The sequence below is a fragment of the Curtobacterium sp. SORGH_AS_0776 genome, assembly GCF_031453355.1.
Classification (GTDB): Bacteria; Actinomycetota; Actinomycetes; order Actinomycetales; family Microbacteriaceae; genus Curtobacterium.
This window is the reverse complement of the sequence record NZ_JAVIYU010000001.1, coordinates 3616539-3636039: the sequence shown is the minus strand read 5'-3', so window position 1 is coordinate 3636039 and position 19501 is coordinate 3616539. Positions and strand designations below refer to the sequence as shown.

The 19501-nt window shown below is 71.2% G+C and carries 16 protein-coding genes and 1 pseudogene; 5 read left to right on the top strand and 12 right to left on the bottom strand.

Going from position 1 to position 19501, the window contains the following annotated elements; translation table 11 throughout:
* Nucleotides 1-60: 60 nt before the first annotated feature.
* The 5 genes from QE359_RS17730 to QE359_RS17710 form a co-directional block, all read right to left on the bottom strand.
* Nucleotides 61-927 (bottom strand): carbohydrate ABC transporter permease, encoded by an 867-nt coding sequence (locus tag QE359_RS17730; RefSeq protein WP_309780464.1) that lies wholly within the window; start codon nucleotides 925-927, stop codon nucleotides 61-63.
* A 5-nt stretch (nucleotides 928-932) separates the two neighbouring features.
* Nucleotides 933-1862 (bottom strand): sugar ABC transporter permease, encoded by a 930-nt coding sequence (locus QE359_RS17725; protein WP_309780152.1) that lies wholly within the window; start codon nucleotides 1860-1862, stop codon nucleotides 933-935.
* A gap of 4 nt (nucleotides 1863-1866) precedes the next feature.
* Nucleotides 1867-3189 (bottom strand): ABC transporter substrate-binding protein, encoded by a 1323-nt coding sequence (locus tag QE359_RS17720; RefSeq protein WP_309780151.1) that lies wholly within the window; start codon nucleotides 3187-3189, stop codon nucleotides 1867-1869.
* Nucleotides 3190-3544: 355 nt separating this feature from the next.
* On the bottom strand, nucleotides 3545-4639 hold the full coding sequence (locus QE359_RS17715) for a LacI family DNA-binding transcriptional regulator (protein WP_309780149.1): 1095 nt from the start codon (nucleotides 4637-4639) through the stop codon (nucleotides 3545-3547).
* A gap of 352 nt (nucleotides 4640-4991) precedes the next feature.
* Nucleotides 4992-6002, bottom strand: coding sequence for a LacI family DNA-binding transcriptional regulator (locus QE359_RS17710; protein ID WP_309780148.1), 1011 nt, complete (start codon nucleotides 6000-6002; stop codon nucleotides 4992-4994).
* A 123-nt stretch (nucleotides 6003-6125) separates the two neighbouring features.
* Here QE359_RS17710 and QE359_RS17705 point away from each other — a divergent pair, with 123 nt between their 5' ends.
* The 4 genes from QE359_RS17705 (at nucleotide 6126) to QE359_RS17690 (ending at nucleotide 10071) form a co-directional block, all read left to right on the top strand.
* Nucleotides 6126-7487, top strand: a complete 1362-nt coding sequence (locus QE359_RS17705; protein WP_309780147.1) for an MFS transporter — start codon at nucleotides 6126-6128, stop codon at nucleotides 7485-7487.
* Nucleotides 7488-7502: 15 nt separating this feature from the next.
* Nucleotides 7503-7844 (top strand): L-rhamnose mutarotase, encoded by a 342-nt coding sequence (locus tag QE359_RS17700; RefSeq protein ID WP_309780146.1) that lies wholly within the window; start codon nucleotides 7503-7505, stop codon nucleotides 7842-7844.
* A gap of 103 nt (nucleotides 7845-7947) precedes the next feature.
* Nucleotides 7948-8862, top strand: a complete 915-nt coding sequence (locus QE359_RS17695; protein ID WP_309780145.1) for a metallophosphoesterase — start codon at nucleotides 7948-7950, stop codon at nucleotides 8860-8862.
* 147 nt (nucleotides 8863-9009) lie between these two features.
* Nucleotides 9010-10071, top strand: a complete 1062-nt coding sequence (locus QE359_RS17690) for an NADP-dependent oxidoreductase (protein WP_309780144.1) — start codon at nucleotides 9010-9012, stop codon at nucleotides 10069-10071.
* Here the strand turns inward: QE359_RS17690 and QE359_RS17685 are convergent.
* The 3 genes and pseudogenes from QE359_RS17685 to QE359_RS17675 form a co-directional block, all read right to left on the bottom strand.
* Nucleotides 10068-10959, bottom strand: a pseudogene (locus QE359_RS17685) (ABC transporter permease). The gene QE359_RS17690 and the pseudogene QE359_RS17685 sit on opposite strands and share 4 nt — an antisense overlap.
* On the bottom strand, nucleotides 10946-11896 hold the full coding sequence (locus QE359_RS17680) for an ATP-binding cassette domain-containing protein (RefSeq protein WP_309780143.1): 951 nt from the start codon (nucleotides 11894-11896) through the stop codon (nucleotides 10946-10948). The pseudogene QE359_RS17685 and the gene QE359_RS17680 overlap by 14 nt, the downstream one beginning before the upstream one ends.
* A complete protein-coding gene (locus tag QE359_RS17675) occupies nucleotides 11893-12963 on the bottom strand; it encodes a sigma-E factor regulatory protein RseB domain-containing protein (protein ID WP_309780142.1) in 1071 nt (356 codons plus the stop codon). The genes QE359_RS17680 and QE359_RS17675 overlap by 4 nt, the downstream gene beginning before the upstream one ends.
* A 122-nt stretch (nucleotides 12964-13085) precedes the next feature.
* On the opposite strand from QE359_RS17675, the gene QE359_RS17670 reads away from it, so the two are divergent.
* The gene (locus QE359_RS17670) at nucleotides 13086-14564 is read left to right on the top strand and encodes an FGGY family carbohydrate kinase (protein WP_309780141.1); all 1479 of its coding nucleotides are present in this window, start codon (nucleotides 13086-13088) and stop codon (nucleotides 14562-14564) included.
* 70 nt (nucleotides 14565-14634) lie between these two features.
* Here QE359_RS17670 and QE359_RS17665 read toward each other — a convergent pair whose 3' ends face one another.
* The 4 genes from QE359_RS17665 to QE359_RS17650 all read right to left on the bottom strand — a co-directional run bounded on the left by QE359_RS17665 (nucleotide 14635) and on the right by QE359_RS17650 (nucleotide 19418).
* The gene (locus QE359_RS17665; protein WP_309780140.1) at nucleotides 14635-15129 is read right to left on the bottom strand and encodes a ribose-5-phosphate isomerase; all 495 of its coding nucleotides are present in this window, start codon (nucleotides 15127-15129) and stop codon (nucleotides 14635-14637) included.
* Entirely contained in the window at nucleotides 15126-16868 is a 1743-nt protein-coding gene (locus tag QE359_RS17660) for a dihydroxyacetone kinase family protein (RefSeq protein WP_309780139.1), read from the bottom strand. The genes QE359_RS17665 and QE359_RS17660 overlap by 4 nt, the downstream gene beginning before the upstream one ends.
* A gap of 71 nt (nucleotides 16869-16939) precedes the next feature.
* Nucleotides 16940-18253 (bottom strand): MFS transporter, encoded by a 1314-nt coding sequence (locus QE359_RS17655; protein WP_309780138.1) that lies wholly within the window; start codon nucleotides 18251-18253, stop codon nucleotides 16940-16942.
* Nucleotides 18254-18281: 28 nt separating this feature from the next.
* Nucleotides 18282-19418, bottom strand: a complete 1137-nt coding sequence (locus tag QE359_RS17650; protein WP_309780136.1) for a zinc-binding dehydrogenase — start codon at nucleotides 19416-19418, stop codon at nucleotides 18282-18284.
* Nucleotides 19419-19501: the final 83 nt, after the last annotated feature.

Below are 19501 nucleotides of genomic sequence, written 5' to 3'. Positions count from 1 at the left end.
ACCCGCCCGCGGGGGCGGGGTGGTGGAGGCGGGTCGCGCCTCCAGGCCGTGGATCGGGCGTCAGCCCTTGACGGCGCCGCTCGTCATGCCGGCGACGATCTGACGGTTGAAGAAGATGTAGAGGATCAGCGGCGGGATCGTGATGAGCAGCACGTCCGTGAACAGCAGGTTCAGCTGGCTGACCGACTGGCTCTGGAACGTGTACAGCGTCTGCTGCACCGTCGCGTTCTCGGAACCCGGCAGGAAGTACAGCGGGTTCGTGAAGTCGTTGAACACCGTCACCGACTGCACGAGCACGACCGTGATGATGACCGGCTTGAGCAGCGGCAGGACGACCCCGAAGAACAGGCGGATCGGACCGGCGCCGTCGAGCACGGCTGCCTCGTCGAGCTCCTTGGGGATCGTCGCGACGAACGCCCTAAAGAGCAGGATGCAGAACGAGAGGCCGAAGGTCGCCTCGATGAGGATCATCCCGCCCATGGTCTTGAACAGGTTGAGCCCCTGCAGCACCCAGATCGTCGGGACGATCGCGGGCGGGACGATGAGGCCGGCCAGGACGAAGAAGTTGATCAGGCCGTTCCACTTGCTCGGCCGCCGTTGCAGGACGTAGCCGACCATCGCGGAGAACACCACCATGATGATGACGCTCCCCACGGTGAGTACGGCGCTGTTCAGGAACGAGCGCAGGATCCCGCCGTCGCCGGTCTGCATGACCGCCACGAGGTTCTGCCACAGCTGCCACTGGGTCGGCAGGCTGAAGCCGAGCTGGTTGGCCTCGGCCGGGCTCTTCGCGGCCTGCAGCAGGACGAAGACGAACGGCACGAGGAAGACCACGAAGCTGACGACGATCGCGACGATGCCGATGACCCACTTGCGTGCGGTGTTGCGGCTCCGGGCTCGTGTGGGGGTCAGCCGCTGGCTGGTGATCGCGGTCACAGGTCCGCCTCCTTGCGGTTGATGAGCCAGGAGATGGGGACCATGATCGCCGTCACCACGATGAACAACACGACGTTGCCGGCGGTCGACAGCCCGTAGAACCCGGCCTGGTACTGCTTGTAGATCACGCTCGCGATGACGTCGCTCGTGAAGCCGGGTCCGCCGCCGGTCATCGCCCAGATGAGGTCGAACGACCGCAGGCCGCCGATGAGCGACAGGATGATGACCGTCCCCATCGCCGGGCGGGACAGCGGCAGCGTGATGTTCGTGAAGATCGTCCACGCGCTGGCGCCGTCGACCCGGGCGGCCTCGAAGTACTCCTGGGGGATCGCCACGATGCCGGCGATGAAGATGAGCGTCGCGATGCCGACGCCCTTCCAGACGTCCACCGCGGCGACGCTCCAGAGGGCGAGGGCCGGGTCGGTCAGCCACCCCGGAGTGGGGAGGCCGACCGCCCCGAGGGCGCCGTTGATGATCCCGTGGAAGGGGTCCATCAGCGCCTTGAACGTGATGCCGATGCCGATGGTCGACACCAGCACGGGGAAGAACACCACCGCTCGGAGGTACCCGCGCCCGAGCACGGGGCTCGTGAGGAGCAGGGCGAGGGCGAGTCCGAGGACCACCTTCGCCGCGCTCGTCACGAACCCGTACTCGAACGTGTGCACGAACCCGGAGACGAGCTGCGGGTCCTGGAAGAACCGGACGAAGTTGTCGAAGCCGATGAAGGTCTGGTCGAACAGCGTCCAGCGGGTGAGCGAGAAGTAGAACCCCGCGAAGGTCGGGACCGCGAAGAACACGACGTAGAGCGCGATCGCCGGGATGAAGAACCAGGCCGGGTAGAACGAACGCATCCGCCTGCGGGCCGGGCCGGGGCCCGTCTTCGTGGTCTGCGGCGGGGCCACCGCCGTCGTGAGGGTCGCGGTCACCGGATCACCAGCCCTTGATGCCGAGCTGCTGGGCCTGCTGGACGACGTCGTCGTCGTACTGCTTCGCACCCACGGAGGCGGAGGAGATCCCGGAGCCGACCTGCACGCAGATCTTCTCGAGGTTCGGGCCCTTGATCGGGGAGAGGAACTCGAGTGCCGGGCTCGCCTTGCCGTCGTCGAGGTACTTCTGCAGGTCGCCGATCATCGGCGGGACGGAGTCGGGCAGGGTGCAGGTCGAGATGACGTACGGGCCACCGGGGGTGCCGGTGTCGTTCTGCACCTTGCAGCCCTCGGACGAGTTCGCGAAGGCGACGAACTTCTTGGCGGCCGCGAGCTTGTCACCCGTGGTCGTCTTCGGGATGTAGAGGCCGTTCGGCTCCCAGATGGTGAGGTTCGTGTCGTCCGCGTTCTCCGCCGGCAACGCGAAGGCACCGATGTCGTTCACCGCGTCGGGCGAATCCTGCTGGATCGCCGAGATCGCGTTGGTCAGCATCGGGTACTGGGCACCCGTGCCCTCGGCGAGCATCTTCAGGCCGTTCGCCTGCGTGGCCGAGGCGTAGTCCTCGTTGTAGAGGTCCTTGTCCTTGCCCTCCTGGAGGTGCTGGAACCCGGCGAGTGCGGGCTGCTTCGCGTAGGACTCCTTGTGCTTCGTGTACTGCGTCGCCCAGTTCTTCTGCTGCGCGGTGATGTTCGCGAAGTCGCCGAGGACGAACAGCTGGCTGGTCCAGGTGTCGCCGTAGGTCTGGATGATCGGCGCGATGCCGGCGTCCTTGATCTTCTCGCTGTTGCTGATGAAGTCCGCCCACGTGGTCGGGACGCTCAGGCCGAGGTCCGCGTAGACTTTCTTGTTGTAGAGGACGGCGCCGCCGAAGCTGGTGCCGAACGGTGCGCCGTACATGCCCTTGTCGGTGCTGACGACCTTGGTGAACTGCGGGTCGACGTCCTTCGCCCAGCTCTCCTTCGAGAGGTCGACGAGCGTGTTGTCCGGGTTGAGCGCCTGCATGAGCGAGCCGGAGTTGTAGTTGAAGACGTCGGCCATCTCGCCGGTCGACAGCCGGGTCTTCACCAGATTGTCGCCGTCGGTGCCCTGCGGCTTCGTGTCGAACTTGACGGTGATGTCGGGGTTCGCCTTCTCGAACGCGGCGATGAGCGGCTTCGCGGTGGCGGCGGTGGCCTCGGCGTTGTCGGCGAGGTACGTGATCGTGACCTTGCCGCCGCCGCTGCCGGTGTCGGCGGAGCCGCCCGACGAGCACGCGGCCAGGCTGCCGATGAGGACCGCGGCGCCGCCGATGGCGAGCAACCTGGTGGTCAGGGGACGAGCTGACATTCCTTACCTCCTCGTAAGGCCCGGGACTGGGGGAACCCGGGTGAAACGGACCCGGTCACCGCGCCGATGCGGTTCCCGGTGGTGCTGTTTAGAACGTTTCAATCGGAATGGAACCATGCGGATTGAAGCGTGTCAATCACCGATCCTGATTCGTTACGCAAGTGCGCGGTCGCGAGGTTTCGCGCTGGCCGACAGTTCACGGGGCCGGCGGCGCGTGAGGTGTCGCACAGCGCGAAACCGCACGCGCCCGGACGGCCGCGCGAGACTCGCCTCGGCGGGCACTTTCGCGGCTCCGCGCCCGCGAAAGTGTCCGCCGAGGCGAGACTCGGGAACGCCGAGCGCCGCGCGCGCCGCGTCAGGCCTCGGTACGCCTCGGGTCGCTCGGCGCCGTCCGCGCAGCCACCTCGGCCGCCCGCGCCCGCCCGAGCGTGCTCTCGCGCGGCACGAGCTCGCTCCCGAGCACCACCGTCCGGTGCACGTGCTCCGCGGGGTCCTCGTCGAGCTCGGCCAGCAGGAGGTCAACCGCCACCGAGCCCATCTCCGACCCGTGCATCGTCACCGAGGTCAGCGGCACGGCACCACCCCAGGCGATCGAGTTGTGGTCGCAGCCCGTGACCGGGATGTCCTCCGGCACGCGCAACCCCGCCGCCCGCAGCTCCGTCACCACCGCCATCGCGAGGAGGTCCGTCACCCCGAGCACCCCGTCCGGCCGCGACTCCGCCGACATCGCCGCGATCCGGGCGCCGGCGTCGGTGCCTCCCGGCGGGTCGATGTCACCGGCGTCGACGTCCACGAGTTCGACCCCGGGGTGCTCCGCGATCGCCCGCAGCAGCCCCTGCCGTCGACGCGCCACGGGCTGGAGGTCCGGACGCGCACTCACGAACCCGATCCGCCGGCACCCCTGCTCGATGAGGTGCGTCGTCGCGACGTACCCGGCCTGCTCGTTGTCGACCACGACCGAGCAGGCGTCGACCTCGGCGGGTTCGTAGTTGACGTACACGACGGGCAGCCCGTGCTTGCGGACGGTCTCGACCTGTTCCTTCGAGGTCGTCATCGACGCCAGCAGGATCCCCGACACCCGTGTGCTCTCCAGGAACGCGAGGTGCTCTGCCTGCGCGTCGAGGTCGTTGTCGCTGTTCGTCACGAGCAGGGTGTTGCCCCGCGCCCGCGCCGTTGTCTGCGCCCCGCTCACCATGTCCGTGAAGAGCGAGTTCCGCAGCGAGGTCACGACGAGCCCGATCGCCCGCGTGCTCCCCGAGACGAGTGCCCGCGCGTTGCGGTTCGGCGTGTACCCGAGGTCGGTGATCGCGGCACGGACCCGTGCTGCGGTCGCGTCGGCCACGCGTTCCGGGTGGTTCAGCACGTTCGAGACCGTCGCGAGCGAGACGCCCGCCCGAGCGGCGACGTGGTGCACGCTCGGCGGTCCGTCGCGCCGGGGGACATGCACCATGCTCCGATCGTAGGCGGACCGGCGCTCCCTCCCGGCCATCCGCCGGACAGGCCGGCGCACCGACGCGTCCACCCGGCTATCCGTCGGACGGGAGGTGGGCCCCACCAGCCGGTTCCGGCGCACCGCGCCAGCGGGGCGACGGCCGTGACTGGAGGGACGGTGCGGCGCCGACCCGCGCCTCCCGTCCGACGCGGCTCGCCGCCCCGTTCGCGAAAGCGACGGTGTGCCGCGAACGGTTGCCGGGGGTCTGTCGCTCTGCCGTCACGGACGCCACGGCATGCCTGTGTCCTGTCGCTCCGGCGGCACGGTCACGGGCACGACCACGGACGCGCGGCGAAGCGCGCAGCGCCCCTCAGCGCTCGGCGACGGTGGACTGCCGCACGACGAGCTCGGGCGTGAACTCCACGTGCAGCTGGTCCGTGCCCAGCCCCTGGTCCACCTGGGCGAGCAGCAGTTCGATCGCTCGCCGCCCGAGGTCCTGCGCCGGCTGCCGCACCGAGGTGAGCGGGACGACCGCGGCCTCGGCGAACGCGATGTCGTCGTACCCGACGATCGCGATCTCCTCCGGCACGCGGATCGACCCGCGCATGATGAACGCCTGTTCGAGGCCGACGGCGAGCAGGTCGTTCGCCGCGAACACCGCGTCCGGGCGTTCGGCGGCCGGGCGGGCCTGGATCTCCTCGCCGACGCGCCGGCCCTCGAGGACCGAGAGCGACGTGGTCGGGATCACCTCGAGTGCCGCACCCGCCGCCCCGGCCGCGGCGACCGCGCCGGTGTGGCGGTCGGTGACCTGCCGGATGCCGAACGGGCCGCCGACGAAGGCGATCCGCCGGCGTCCGATCGCGGTGAGGTGTGCGACGGCGATGCGGCCTCCGGCGACGTCGTCGACGGAGACGGACGCGAAGTGCTCGTCGTCGGCGCGGCGGTCCACCAGGACTACGGCGGTGCCCTGGTCGCGGAGTCGCTCGAGGCGGCCGAGGTCGTCCCCGGCGGGGGAGATGAGGAGTCCGGCGACGCGGCGCTCCTCGAAGAGGTCGACGTAGGTGTGCTCGCGGTCGACCGACTCGTCGGAGTTCCCGACGAGGACGGCCAGGCCCTTCTGCATCGCCGCGTCCTCGGCGCCGCGGGCGACGTCGGTGAAGAACGGGTTGCCGCCGTCGAGCACGATGAGCCCGACGGTCGAACTGCGGCCGGCGCGGAGCTGGCGGGCGGAGTCGTTGCGGACGAACCCGAGTTCGGCGATCGCGGACTGCACGCGTTCGACGGTCCCCGGTGCCACCTTGTCGGGACGGTTCAGCACGTTCGAGACGGTGCCGAGTGACACGCCGGCGAGCGCTGCGACGTCCCGAACGCTCACTGCCATGGGGTCATCCTGACATCGGGGTGGCCGTTCCGGTGGAGCGACTTGCCCTCCGGCCGAACGACGAGTACCGTCTCCGCAGCACCGTTGAAACGATTCACAGTCGAACACGCGAACGGAGGACCAATGGCGGTCCGTATCGGAGCCCGCAACACCACGGGCTGGAAGGCGACGATCTCGGTCGCCATGTCGAACTACATCGAGTCGGGGTCGATCATCGCGATCGCCACGAGCCTCAGCCTCTGGCAGGCGCAGTTCCACGTCGGGGACCTGCAGGTCGGGCTCCTCGCCAGCCTGTCCGCGAACGCGTTCGGCGCAGCGGCCGGAGCCATCATCGGCGGCCCCCTGTGCGACCGCTACGGCCGGAAGTTCATCTACACCTACGACCTGCTGCTCTACATGCTCGGGATCCTGCTCGCGGTGTTCGCCGGCAGCTACGGCATGCTCCTCGTCGGGTTCATCCTCACCGGCATCGCGGTCGGCGCGGGCGTCCCCGCGAGCTGGACCTACATCGCCGAGCAGGCCCCGGCCGACAAGCGCGCGGCCCACGTCGGCACCGCGCAGCTCGCCTGGTCGATCGGCCCCATGGTCGGCTTCGCCCTGGCCATCGCCGCCGCGCCGCTCGGGCTCCTCGGCAGCCGCCTGATCTTCGCGCACCTGTTCGTCGTCGCCGCGATCGTGTGGTGGCTGCGGCGCGGCCTGCCCGAGTCCACGATCTGGAAGGACGAGCGCGCGGCCACCGGGTCCGCGAACTTCTTCCACGGCTTCACCCAGCTGTTCAGCCGCCGCAAGAACCTCACCGCGATGCTGTTCCTGTTCGGCGTCTACGCGCTCTGGAACACCGTGGCCGGGCAGGCCGGCATCTTCCAGCCCCGCGTCTACTCCGCCACCGGCGTGACGAGCGTCACCGAGCAGTACGGGCTGCAGATCCTCGTGTGGGGCTGCACCGTCGCCGCGACGTACTTCGGGTTCATGCGCTTCGCCGACCGGATGAGCCGGAGGCTGCTCTACGCGATCGGCGCCGCGCTCGCGGTCGTCGCCTGGGCCGTCCTCATCTACGCGCCCGCGAACCTCGGCACGCTGCTGTTCTTCGCGATCGCGTGGGGCATCTCGTCGGGCATCGGCGCGCAGGCGTTCTACGGGCTCTGGACGAGCGAGCTGTTCGCGACCCGGTACCGGGCGAGCGCGCAGGGCGTCCTGTTCCTCGCCGCGCGGGTCATGGTCGGCCTGCTGAGCATCTGGTTCCCGCTCCTGCTCTCCGACATCGGGCTCCGTGCACTCGGCGGGCTCATCCTCGGCCTGCTCGCGCTGTCGTTCCTGGTCGGGACGATCTGGGCGCCGCGGACGCAGGGCAAGACCCTCGAGGAGATCGAAGCCGAACGCTACGGCACCGTCACCAGCGCGACCGGCACGGTCCGCACGCCAGAGGAGCACGCCGCGCGCCAGCAGGCGCTGCGGGGTGCGCGAGACGAGCGGACGCCACGGTGAGCGACGCGGACCCGCGTGATCCGCGCCTGCTTCCGCCTGCAGGTGGGGACCGAGCACCTCGACGCCTACCGCGAGCGGCACGCCGCGGTCTGGCCGGCGATGCTGCGGGCGATCGCGGCCGCGGGACGTCGGAACTACTCGCTGTTCCTCGACGACGACGGCCTGCTCATCGGGTACTACGAGACGGACTCGGTGGCGGATGCCGACGCGTCGCTCGCAGCGTCCGAGGTGGCCGCCGCGTGGGAGGCGCACATGCAGGACCTGTTCGACGGCGCGACCGGGCGGGCGGACCAGGCGGCGCGTGTACTGCCGGAGGTCTTCAACCTCGAGGACCAGCTCGAGTCGGGCGCATCGTGAGCAGGAATGGTCGGGTCCCGTCGCCGGACCCGACCATTCCTGCTCACTGAACGACGTCCGCGGGGCACCGGGGACTGCAAGGCACCCTCGCTACCGTGGGGCCATGCAGCAGCCCGCAGCCGGGACCCTCCGCGTCCTCCACCTGTCCGACACCCACCTCGCGGGCGACGGTGCGCTGCACCAGGGGTCCGTCGACACGACCGCCGCGCTCGAGGGCGTGCTCGCCCGGGTCGACGGCGTCCCGGGGATCGGGCTCGTGGTGGTGTCCGGCGACGTCTCCGAGGACGGCACTCCGGAGTCGTACGCCGCAGTGCTCGAGCGCGTCGGCGGCTGGGCGGAACGCCACGGTGCGGCGCTCGTCACCGTCCCGGGCAACCACGACCTCCGCGAGGGGTTCCGACAGGTCCTCGCGAACGGCCACGTCCTCGGCGAGGGCGGCCGGCCGCTCATGCACACCATGGAGTACCACCCGCCGACCGTGCCGGTCTGGGGGCAGTCGATCGTCGCGGGTCGGCGGATCGTCACGGTCGACACGAGCGTCCCCGGGGTCGGCTACGGCGAGATCGCCGAGGCGTCGCTCGAACGACTCCGCGCCGCGCTCGCCGGCGACCACGCGCCGCACGGCACCGTCGTCGTGCTGCACCACCCGCCGTTGCCGGCACCGACCGCGCTGCACGAAGCCCTGCGACTCCGCAACCCGGAGGTGCTCGCTGACGCGATCCGCGGCTCCGACGTCCGGGTCGTGCTCGCGGGGCACTACCACCACCACTTCGCCGGGACCCTCGCGGGCGTGCCCGTGCTCGTCGCGCCCGGTGTCGCGAACGACACCGACGTCACCGGCGCCTACGAGGAGGAGTCCGCGTACGTCGACTCCGGAGCGCTCGTCGTCGACGTCGCCGAGGACGGCTCGGTCTGGTCGACACCGGTCCGCGTGCCGCGGCCGGACGCGGATCCGCTCGCGTTCGCGCTCGACGCGGACACCGTGGCGCGCGTCATCGAGGCGTCCACCGGGCAGTAGACGCACCGTTCGTCGGACGGGAGGGACGGTGCGGGCCCGCACCGTCCCTCCCGTCCGTCGTGTGCGGACGCCGGTACCCCGCGCGTTCGGGTTGCAGTCGGGAACTCCGAGTAGGCCGGTGGCACACCTGGAGCGAAGGAGCACCCCATGCGGATCGGCAGTGCAGTGCAGTACGACCGGTACGGCGACTTCGACGTCGTCGAGCTCGTCCCGCAGGAACGCCCGGAAGCGGGTCCCGGCGAGATCGTCGTCGAGATCGTCGCGGCGGGGCTCAACCACATCGAACGGTTCCTGCGGGAGGGCAAGCTCCAGGACCACATCGAGCTCACGTTCCCGGCTCGTCAGGGCGTCGACTTCGCCGGCATCGTCCGGGCACGCGGCGACGGGGTCAAGGACCTGCGCATCGGCGACGAGGTGATGGGGCACGCACCGAACGGCGGGTCGCACGCCACCTGGCTCGTCGTGCCGCGCGCTGCCGTCATCAAGAAGCCGGAGCACGTCGGCTGGGAGGTCGCCGGCGGCCTCTACCTGGCCGGGTGCACCGCGGTGTCGGTCGTCCGCAGCCTCAAGCTCGGACCGGAGGACACCGTCGTCATCACCGCCGCGGCCGGCGGCGTCGGGCACATCGAGTGCCAGCTCGCGCACGACGCCGGGGCGACCGTCATCGCGCTCGGCAGTGCGCGCAACCACGACTACCTCCGCCAGATCGGCACCCTGCCCGTCGTGTACGGCGAGGGCGAGGAGGAACGCATCCGTGCTATCGCGGACGGTCGCCCGATCACCGCGTTCATCGACAACCACGGTGAGAGCCGGGCCGAGGAACTCGCGGAACGCCTCGGCGTCGCATCGGGGCGGTTCGTGTCGTCCGAGGCGCGGCGCGACATCGAGATCCGGTTCCTGCGGGCGCCCGCGGAGGACGAGGAGACCCGGGAGCTCCTGACCCTCCTGGCGAGGGCCGTGCAGGACCGTCGGGTGCAGGTGCTCATCTCCGGGTTCTACCCGTTCGAGTACATCGTCGAGGCGTACGAGGACCTCGCCGAGATGAAGTCCCGCGGCAAGGTCGTGATCGGGATGCAGACCGTCGAGACCGGTGCACGGATGGACTGGTACCGCTCGGAGAAGGCCCGTGACCTGCGCGACCGGTACGCCGACGCGCGGGGGACCGACACTGAGACGATGGCGGGCGGGTCGGCGAGTCCGAGCGCCTAGCTCAGGACGTCCTTCGTGGGTGAACCGGCTGTACGCCAGCGCGCCGAAGACGACGACGTAGCCGAGCTGGAGCACGGCGTTCGACCCGAACGAGTCGAACGCGATCGGGTCGCGGAGCAGGTCACCGAACCCGAGCCACTGGTGCGAGAACAGGTACGGGTGCAGCCAGTCGAGCTGCGGCAGCTGGTCGAGCACCTGGGACGCCCCGGCGAGCACCACCGTCGCGGCCATCGCACCGACCGGCACGCTCGTCAGGGTCGAGGCGAACAGCCCGATCGCCGACAGCCCGAGCATCGACAGCGTCACGTAGAGCGCGAGCAGGACGGCCCGTCCGGCGTAGGACCATCCGTCGACCTGCGTGCCCGAGAGCAGGGTCACCGGGCCGATCGGGAACAGCACGGCGCCGATCGCGGCCCCGACCAGGACGATGAGGAGCGTCGCGGCGAGGCAGAACGCCACCGCCCCCGCGTACTTGACGAGGATGAACCGCACGCGGCCGGTCGGGGCCACGAGCAGGTAGCGGATGGTGCCGTGGCTGGCCTCGCCCGCGACGGTGTCACCCGCGACCACGCCCACGGTGAGCGGCAGGAACAGCGGGATCGACACGGTCAGCGCGGTGAACGCCACGAACAGCCCGTTGTTCGTGATGTCGCCGAGGAACGCAGGACCGCCGGAGTCGTCACCGGTCGTGACCCGGACGGCGACGGCGATGAGGATCGGCACGAGGGCGAGCGCCCCGAGCATCGCCCACGTGCGGCGGCGTCGGAAGACGAGGGCGAGCTCGGACCCGAGGAGTGCGAAGGGGCGCTGGCGGGGACGCGGGGAGGCGCGGACGTCGTGCGTCTGCGGGTCGTCCGTCGGCACGGTGGCGGCGTCAGGCTGCGACATCGAAGCCCTCTCCGGTGAGGGCGACGAAGAGGTCTTCGAGGGTGCCGCCGCCGACGGTGAGCCCGCGCACCCGGACGTCGGCGCGGACGAGCTCGGTCGTGATGGTCTCGGGCAGGACCTCTGGTGGCAGGTCGGCCACGAGGACGTCGGCGCCGCCCTCGTGCCGCGGGGTCAGACCGAGACGGCTCAGCACGGTGCCGGCCTGCCCGAGGTCGGGCGTCCGGACCGTGACCGTCCGGGCACCGGCGGCGCGGAGCTCGTCGAGCGGCCCCTGCGCGACGAGCTTGCCGGTCCGCATCACGGCGGCGTGCGTGCACACCTGCTCGATCTCGGCGAGCAGGTGGCTCGAGACGAACACCGTGGTGCCGTCGTCGGCGAGGGAGCGGATGAGGTTGCGGACCTCGCGCGTGCCCTGGGGGTCGAGGCCGTTCGTCGGTTCGTCGAGCACGAGGAGGTCCCGCGGGGCGAGCAGGGCGTTCGCGAGCCCGAGCCGCTGCTTCATGCCGAGCGAGTACGCGTGCGCCTTCTTGTCGGCCGCGTGCGCGAGCCCGACGCGGTCGAGGGCGCTCGCCACCCGGGTCTTGCGGGTCCGTGGGTCGGAGGTGGGGTCGGCGGCGTCGAACCGGAACAGGTTCGCGCGGCCGGAGAGGTACGGGTAGAACGCCGGACCCTCGACGAGTGCACCGACGCGCGGCAGCACGTCGTGGAGGGCCTTCGGCATCGGTTCGCCGAGCACCTCGATCGTGCCGCCCGTCGCGCTGGAGAGCCCGAGGAGCATGCGGATCGTCGTCGTCTTGCCGGAGCCGTTCGGCCCGAGGAAGCCGAACACCGCGCCGCGCGGGACGGCGAGGTCGATCCCGTCGACCGCGCGCTGCTTGCGGAAGACCTTCGCCAGTCCGGTGGTGCGGATCGCGAGGGCTGCGTCGGGCGTGCTCACTCGGCTGCGGCGACCAGCGCCGACACCGGGACCGCGCCCGCGAGGACCCGGCCGTCGTCGGTGAGGTAGACCGAGACGAGCGAGGTCTGCACCGCACGGCCGCCGTCGACCGAACGGGTCAGCTGGTCGAGCAGTCCACTGGCGTCGTCGCCGAGCGCGGTCTGGTCGACCGAGCCCTTCGGCAGTTCGGCGATGGTGCTCCAGCCCGTCCCCGTGAACGTCGGCTCGTCGCCGGCGCGTCCGTGTCGGTGCTGCGCGTCGCCCGCGCCGTGGGCTGCCGCGTCGGAGAGGTCCTTCGCCTCGACTGTCGCGCCCGTGGGCGGCGTGAAGTCGAACAGGCGTGCGGCCGGCGCGCCGTACTGCAGGCTCGTGAAGCCGACCTCGACGGCGGGGTCGGACTGGCCCTTCGCCGCGATCGTGGCGCGCAGCGGCAGGCCGGTCTGCTGGTCGACCGCCAGGCGCACGGACCCGACGAGCGTGCCCGTCGACTTCGGCGTGAGGGTGATCTGCCAGGCGTCGTGGCCGGCGACCCGGACGTCCTCCGGCTTCGACACCGTGGTGCTCGGCGTGATCGCGTCGATCGCCTGCTTGGCGATGTCGGACGGCGTCGCGGCGCCGGACTCCGGCGTCCGGGCGTCCTTCGGGAGGGTGACGTGCGTCGCCGTGCGCTCCTTCGAGTCCCAGGTCCAGACGTCGGACCCGTTCCGGACGAGGTCCTGCTCGGCGAGCTGCTGCGTCAGCTGGACGCGCTGCTTGTCGGGGCCGTCGACGTAGACGCGGGCGGTGTGCGACGAGGTGAGGAGGCCGAGCGCGTCCGAGGCGTCGCCCTCGAGCGAGGAGCCGCCGGACCCGGTCGGGAGCTCCGGCAGGCCGAGGTCGCTCGTCTGCACGAGCTTGCCGGAGTACTTCGCGTCGGACGACCCCGCGATGCTGGCGATGACGTCCGCCGCGCTCGGGTTCGTCCCCGCGACCGGGTCGCTCGACGCGTTCGCGATCATCGGCGCTGCGACGGCGCCGGCGACGACGACCGGTGCGATGACGGCGGGCAGCCAGGCTGACTTCTTCATCGGTTTCCCCTCGGTGGAGCATTCGGAGTCGGCAGTACGGTACGTCGGCCCGCCGACAGTGGGCTGGGCGTTCGTAGACTCGGGGGCGACCGACGCGGGTCGGCGGCGGCGAAGGAGGCGGCATGCGGGCGGTGCTCGGTCTGGACATCGGGACGTCGAGCACGAAGGCGCTGCTCGCGCGGTTCGACGGCACGGTGATCGCCGAGGTCGGACGACGGCACGAGGTCGACCGGCCGGAGCAGGGGCTCGTCGAGATGGACGCCGCGGTGTGGTGGGACGAGTTCACCGCCCTGACCCGTGAGCTGCTCGAGCGGGTGCCGGACGCCGAGGTCGAGGCCGTCGGCGTGAGCGGCATCGGCCCGTGCGTGCTCCTCACCGACGACGACGGGGAACCGTTGCGGCCCGCGATCCTGTACGGCGTCGACACCCGGACGGCCGAGATGCTCCCCGCCGTGACGGCCGAGCTCGGCGGCGAGGAGGCGATCCGTTCCCGGTGCGGCTCCGCCCTCAGCACGCAGGCGGCTGGGGTGAAGCTCGCCTGGGTCGCCCGGCACGAACCCGACGTGTGGGCGCGTGCGGCGCGGTTCACGATGCCGTCGTCACGCGTGGTGGAGCTGCTGACGGGGGAGTACGTGCTCGACCACCACTCGGCGAGCCAGTGCACGCCGCTCTACGACGTGCACGAGGAGACGTGGATCGACGCGTGGTGCGAGCAGCTCGCTCCGGGGCTGGCGATGCCGCGTCTGGTCTGGTCGGGTGACCGGGCGGGGACCGTGACGGCTGCGGCGGCCGCGGCCACGGGCCTCCCGGCGGGCATCCCCGTGACGGCCGGGACCATCGACGCCTGGGCCGAGGGCGTGAGCGTCGGAGCCGCCGTGCCCGGTCGGATGTTCCTGCAGTACGGGACGACGATGTTCATGATCGCGCCGACCGACGAGCCGGTCTCGGTGCCGGGGATGTGGACCACCGTCGGGACCCGTCCGGGGCAGCCGAGCGTCGCCGGCGGGATGGCGACCTCGGGAGCGATCACCGACTGGCTGCGGCGGCTCGTCGACGGCGAGTGGTCGACGATGCTCGAGGAGGCCCGCTGCGCCGGCATCGGTGCGCACGGCCTGCTGATGCTGCCGTACTTCGCGGGGGAGCGGACCCCGATCGCGGACCCGGACGCACGCGGGGTGATCGCGGGCCTCACGGTGCGGCACACCCGCGGTGACCTGTACCGGGCGACGCTCGAGGCGACGGCCTACGCGGTGCGGCACAACGTCGAGGTGCTGCGCGAGGCCGGGGTCGAGGTCCACGAGCTCGTCGGCGCCGGCGGCGGACTGCTCGGACGGCTCTGGCCGACGATCGTCTCGGACGTCACCGGGCTGCCGCAGACGGTCCCGAGCGTGACGATCGGTGCGTGCTACGGGTCGGCGCTCCTCGCGGCCGGGCTCGTCGAGGACGTGGACGTCACCGCGTGGAACCCGCCGGCCGCGCGCATCGAGCCCGATCCCGCGGCGACGGCGGCGTACGAGCCGGGCTACCGCGACTACCGCGAGCTGTACGAGGCGACGAAGGCCGTCGTGCACCGGTTGGCCGCGCGCAGTCGCTCGCACTGACGAACCACGAATCCGACATCGAACCAGGCTCGGCGGCCGGTTCGATGTCGGATTCGTGGTTCGGAGCGCCCTACGCGGAAGCGGAAGCGGACGCGTCCACGCCCGCCGGCGCGCTGCCGTCGTACTCGCAGATCGCCGCGACCTTCGACGCGCTCGCGGACGAGCGGTCGAACTCGTAGCCGAGCCACTCCTTCGCCATGCGCCGGGCGACCTCGACGCCGACGACGCGCTGGCCCATGCAGAGGACCTGGGCGTCGTTCGACAGGATCGAGCGCTCGACGCTGAACGAGTCGTGCGCGGTGACGGCCCGGATGCCCGGGACCTTGTTCGCGCTGATCGCGACGCCGAGTCCGGTGCCGCAGATCAGGATCGCCCGGTCAGCGTCACCGTTCGCGACGAGCCGTGCGGCGTCGACGGCGACGTGCGGGTAGGCGGTGTGCCCGTCCGCGTCGACCCCCACGTCGACCACGGACTCCACCCGCGGATCGGCGAGCAGGTCTGCCTTGATGATCTCCTTGTAGTCGAACCCTGCGTCGTCCGAACCGACCACGAGACGGTACGTCATGCGTGTGTCCCTTCCTTGTCTGCTGCACGGGTGGCGAGGACCTCGCCGACCCGCGTGAGGATCATCCCCATCGAGGTGGCACCCGCGTCGGGTGTCCCCAGGCTCTTCTCCGCCAGCGGTCGGGCACGCCCGACCTTCGGCTTGAGGTCTGCGGTCGCAGCGGCTTCCGTGACCGCGACCTGCGCGGCAGCCTGCCACGCCTCGGTGAGCGGCGTGCCAGCCTCGACGCCGCTCCGCAGCTCGTCGACGAACGGGAGCAGCGCGTCGAGCAGGGTCTTGTCCCCGCGGGACGCCCCGCCGAGGTGCACGATCGAGTCCGCGAACGCCTGCGCCGCCTCGACGACGTCGGACGCCTCGTACGCGGAGCGGTCGTCGCGGAGCGACCGGCCGAACGCCTCGAGCGCCGCACCCCACAGGACCCCGGAGGTGCCGCCCGCGAACTCGGCCCACGCGTCACCGGCGCGTCCGAGGACGAAGGCGACCCCTGCCTCCTGGCCCGCCCGGTCGACCGCCTTGCGGGCCGCACCGATCCCCTTCACCATGCCGCGTCCGTGGTCGCCGTCCCCGGCGACCGCGTCGATGCGGCCGAGCTCCTCCTCGTGCTCCCGCAGGAGCGCGTCGACCGCCTCGATCGCGGCGCGCGCCGTCTGCGCGGCCTGCCTGGAGGCGCCACTCGCGTCCGGCACGACCGTCGCCTCGTCCTCGGCTGCGTCCACGGCGTCGGCCGGCACGAGCGCCGCGACCGGCGCCGCCACCTTGCGGTACGCGGGCGTGTACGCGTCGGCCCTCCACAGCGTCTCGAGCTCGTCGTCGAGCCACTGCAGGGTGAGCGAGCAGCCGCCCATGTCGAGGCTCGTGACGAGTTCGCCGACCTCGGGCTCGACGACCTCGATCCCGGCGTCCTGCAGGAGCGGGAGCACACGGCCCCAGAGCAGGAAGAGCTCCTCGTACTTGGTGTCGCCGAGACCGTTCAGGATCGGCGCGACCCGGGTGCCGGCGGCGTCCGGGCGGTCCGCGAGCAGCCGCTCGACGAGGAGCGACGCGAGTTCGGTCGCACGGAGGAGTGGGACGTCCTCGATGCCCGGCTCGCCGTGGATGCCGAGCCCGAGGCCGAGGTGGCCCTCGGGGACGGTGAAGAGCGGCTCGGTCGCGCCGGGCATCGTGCAGCCGGAGAACGCGACGCCGATGGTGCGCGTCGCCCGGTTGGACGCCGTGCCGATGCGCTCGACCTCGTCGAGGTCGGCTCCGGCGGCCGCCGCGGCACCCATGGCCTTGAAGACCGAGAAGTCACCGGCGATGCCGCGGCGCTTCGACTCCTCGTCGGCGCTGGCGATGTCGTCGGTGACGACCACGATGCGGGTGTCGATGCCCTCGGCGTTCAGCCGTTCGGCCGCGAGCCCGAAGTTCATCGTGTCGCCGGCGTAGTTGCCGAACGACAGCACGACGCCCTTCCCCTGGTCCGCCGCCTTGGCGACCGAGTAGACCTGCGCCGTGGACGGCGACGTGAAGATGTTGCCGACGACGGCCCCGGTGGCGAATCCCGGCCCGACCACGCCGCAGAACGCGGGGTAGTGGCCGGAACCGCCGCCGACGACGACCGCGACCTGCGGCTCGGCCCCCTCCGTCGGCAGGGCGACGACGCCGCCGTGGACGCCGCGGACCCGGTCGGCGTAGAGGGCGAGCCAGCCCGCGAGCTGGTCCTCGGCGAACTCCTCCGGGTCGTCGTGGATCGTGGTCATGGTGCTTGTCCTTCGCATCGAGTGGGGGTGGTGCACCGGGCGACGGCGGGACGGCCGCCGTCGCCCGGGGTTCAGTGTCCTCGGTCTCCCTGCGGGACCTTGAGGAAGTGGATCATCACGAACGCGCAGGCGTACAGGCCGACGAACGTCCAGGTCACGGCCTGGCCGCCACCGCCCAGGGCGAGGACCGCGGCGACGACGCCCGTGCCGAGGAACGCGGCTCCGCCGGCGGCCGTGGTGTACATCGCCATCGCGGCACCCTTGTGCTCGGGGGCGAGCGCCGGCATGATCGCGCCCATCGGGACGAAGCCCGCGAGCAGGCAGCCGAACACGCAGCCGGCGACGACGGAGAGCACGTAGCCCCAGTCGGACCCGGCGGGGACGAGCTGCGGGACGTACCACCAGGCGATGAGCCCGAGGGCGGACCCGACGATGCCGAACCACTTGACGGTGCGCTGCCAGCCGATCTTGTCGCCGACCCAGCCGAACAGGGCGTTCACGAGGATGTTCGTCGCGTAGACGCACACCGTCATGAGCAGCCACCGGCTCTGGCCCCAGCCGCGCTCGTTCGCGATCACGGCCGGGAGGATGACGAACATGCCGAACTCCGGCGCGGTGTTGATCAGACGGACGAGGAAGCCCATCAGGATCTTCGGTCGCGTGGCCGTCAGGCGGATGCCGCTCGTCAGCACGCGCCAGGCGCTCTCGCCCTCCGGCGCGATGCGGGAGAACCCGTTCGGCAGGCGCACCCCGAACAGCAGGATGAGGAACCCGATCACGACGAGGCCGATCGAGGCGATCATCGCGCCGGTCTCACCGACCGTGCCGCCGCCGAACACCGGGATGGCGCCGATCGCGAAGAGCGAGCCGAGCGTGGGCAGACCGCCGGTGAAGGCGACGTAGAACCAGCCGACGGCCGAGCCGTTGCGCTCCACGGGCGTCGTGATGTTCACCCAGACCAGGAACGCGAAGGCGAACAGCGGGTACCCGAAGCCCCGGATGGCGTAGGCGACGGCGGCGAACGGCACGCTGCCGAGTCCGAGGGCGATGAGGAACAGGACCTCGAACACGACCCAGACGGCGAACCCGAGGATCATCACCCGTCGCGGACCGATCAGGTCGGCGAGTGCGCCGGAGACGTAGCTCCCCACCAGGGCGGCGAGGCTGTAGAACGTGACGATCGTCGCGACCGTGGCCTCGGGGGAACCGAGGACCGCGACCATGTGCGGCGTGATGAAGTTCGACTCGACGCCGTTGCCGGTCATGAAGACCAGGACGGCGAGGAAGCCGAGGGCGAGCGGGCGGGGGATGCCCAACTTGTCGAGCCGGCCCTCGGGGCGGGGCATCGTCGGCGCACCGGTGGCGCGCTGTGTCGTCGTTGACATGCTTGCTGACTCCTGTGGTGGCTGCGGCTCAGGCCTGCAGGGACGGGATGATCGAGACCTTGACGCTCGCGCCCGCGGAGTCGCCGACGAGGTCGAGGGCCTCCTGGAAGCGCTCGAGCGGGAACTGGTGCGTGCAGATCTCCGACATCGGCAGGGTCTCGGCCTCGAGCAGCTTGATCGCCGCCGGCCAGGTGTGCGGGCCGAGGTGGGCACCGCGGACGTCGAGCTCCTTGTCGTCCGAGATGATCGACCAGTCGACGGACACGTTGTCCTTGAAGACCGAGTACTCGACGAACGTGCCGAGCTTGCGGAGCAGGTTGAGTCCCTGCGGGACCGCGGACGGGTGCCCGGTCGCCTCGATGTAGACGTCGGCGCCGTACCCGTCGGTGAGTTCCTTGACCCGGGCGACCGCGTCGTCCTGGGCGATGTTGATGGTGATGTCGGCACCGACCTTGCGGGCGAGTTCGAGCTTGTCCTCGACGACGTCGAGCGCGATGATCCGCAGCGGGTTCTTCTGGCGGGCACCGGCGATCGCGGAGAGCCCGATCGGCCCGGCGCCCGCGATGACGACGGTGTCGCCGAACTTGATGTCGCCCCGCTCGACGGCGTGGAACGCGCACGAGAGCGGCTCGGCGAAGGCGGCGACCTGCCCGGGGAGGGCGCTCGACACCGGGTGGGTCAGGGCCTTCGCCGGCACCAGGACGTACTCGGCCATCGCGCCGTCGTAGCCCTTGAAGCCGAACATGTCGTGCACGTTGCACATCCAGTACGCGCCCTCGAGGCAGTAGCGGCACTCCCAGCACGGCACGATCTGCTCGCAGGCGATCCGGTCGCCCACGGACACCCCGCGCTTGGCGAGGGCGGCGTCGTCACCGGCGACGATCGTGCCGACGAACTCGTGGCCGGGGATCCGGTCGGTGTCGGCCCAGGCCGGGCGGTTCTCGTCGCCCCAGAACTTCGCGGCGCCGTGGTAGCACTTCAGGTCGCTCGCGCAGATGCCGACGGCGTCGGTGCGGAGCAGGAGTTCGCCGGGTCCGGGGGCCGGCACGGGGCGGGTCTCGAGGCGGTAGTCCTCGGGACCGTGGACCACGACGGCGCGCATCGTGGTCGGGATCTCGGTGGGCGTCGCGGCCGTGGTGGTCGCGTTCTCGGTCGTCGTCGACATGAGCTGCTCCTTCGTCGGGGTGCTTCGGCGACGACTGTACACCTCACGGAACGTTTGTCCAGAACACAATTTCTGGTACGGTC

Bases quoted from the DNA above. Each gene is read 5' to 3' on its own strand.
- QE359_RS17650 (WP_309780136.1), bottom strand. From the start codon at position 19,418: ATGTCGACGACGACCGAGAACGCGACCACCACGGCCGCGACGCCCACC.
- QE359_RS17675 (WP_309780142.1), bottom strand. From the start codon at position 12,963: ATGAAGAAGTCAGCCTGGCTGCCCGCCGTCATCGCACCGGTCGTCGTC.
- QE359_RS17655 (WP_309780138.1), bottom strand. From the start codon at position 18,253: ATGTCAACGACGACACAGCGCGCCACCGGTGCGCCGACGATGCCCCGC.
- QE359_RS17720 (WP_309780151.1), bottom strand. From the start codon at position 3,189: ATGTCAGCTCGTCCCCTGACCACCAGGTTGCTCGCCATCGGCGGCGCC.
- QE359_RS17660 (WP_309780139.1), bottom strand. From the start codon at position 16,868: ATGACCACGATCCACGACGACCCGGAGGAGTTCGCCGAGGACCAGCTC.
- QE359_RS17670 (WP_309780141.1), top strand. From the start codon at position 13,086: ATGCGGGCGGTGCTCGGTCTGGACATCGGGACGTCGAGCACGAAGGCG.
- QE359_RS17695 (WP_309780145.1), top strand. From the start codon at position 7,948: ATGCAGCAGCCCGCAGCCGGGACCCTCCGCGTCCTCCACCTGTCCGAC.
- QE359_RS17710 (WP_309780148.1), bottom strand. From the start codon at position 6,002: ATGGCAGTGAGCGTTCGGGACGTCGCAGCGCTCGCCGGCGTGTCACTC.
- QE359_RS17665 (WP_309780140.1), bottom strand. From the start codon at position 15,129: ATGACGTACCGTCTCGTGGTCGGTTCGGACGACGCAGGGTTCGACTAC.
- QE359_RS17690 (WP_309780144.1), top strand. From the start codon at position 9,010: ATGCGGATCGGCAGTGCAGTGCAGTACGACCGGTACGGCGACTTCGAC.
- QE359_RS17715 (WP_309780149.1), bottom strand. From the start codon at position 4,639: ATGGTGCATGTCCCCCGGCGCGACGGACCGCCGAGCGTGCACCACGTC.
- QE359_RS17705 (WP_309780147.1), top strand. From the start codon at position 6,126: ATGGCGGTCCGTATCGGAGCCCGCAACACCACGGGCTGGAAGGCGACG.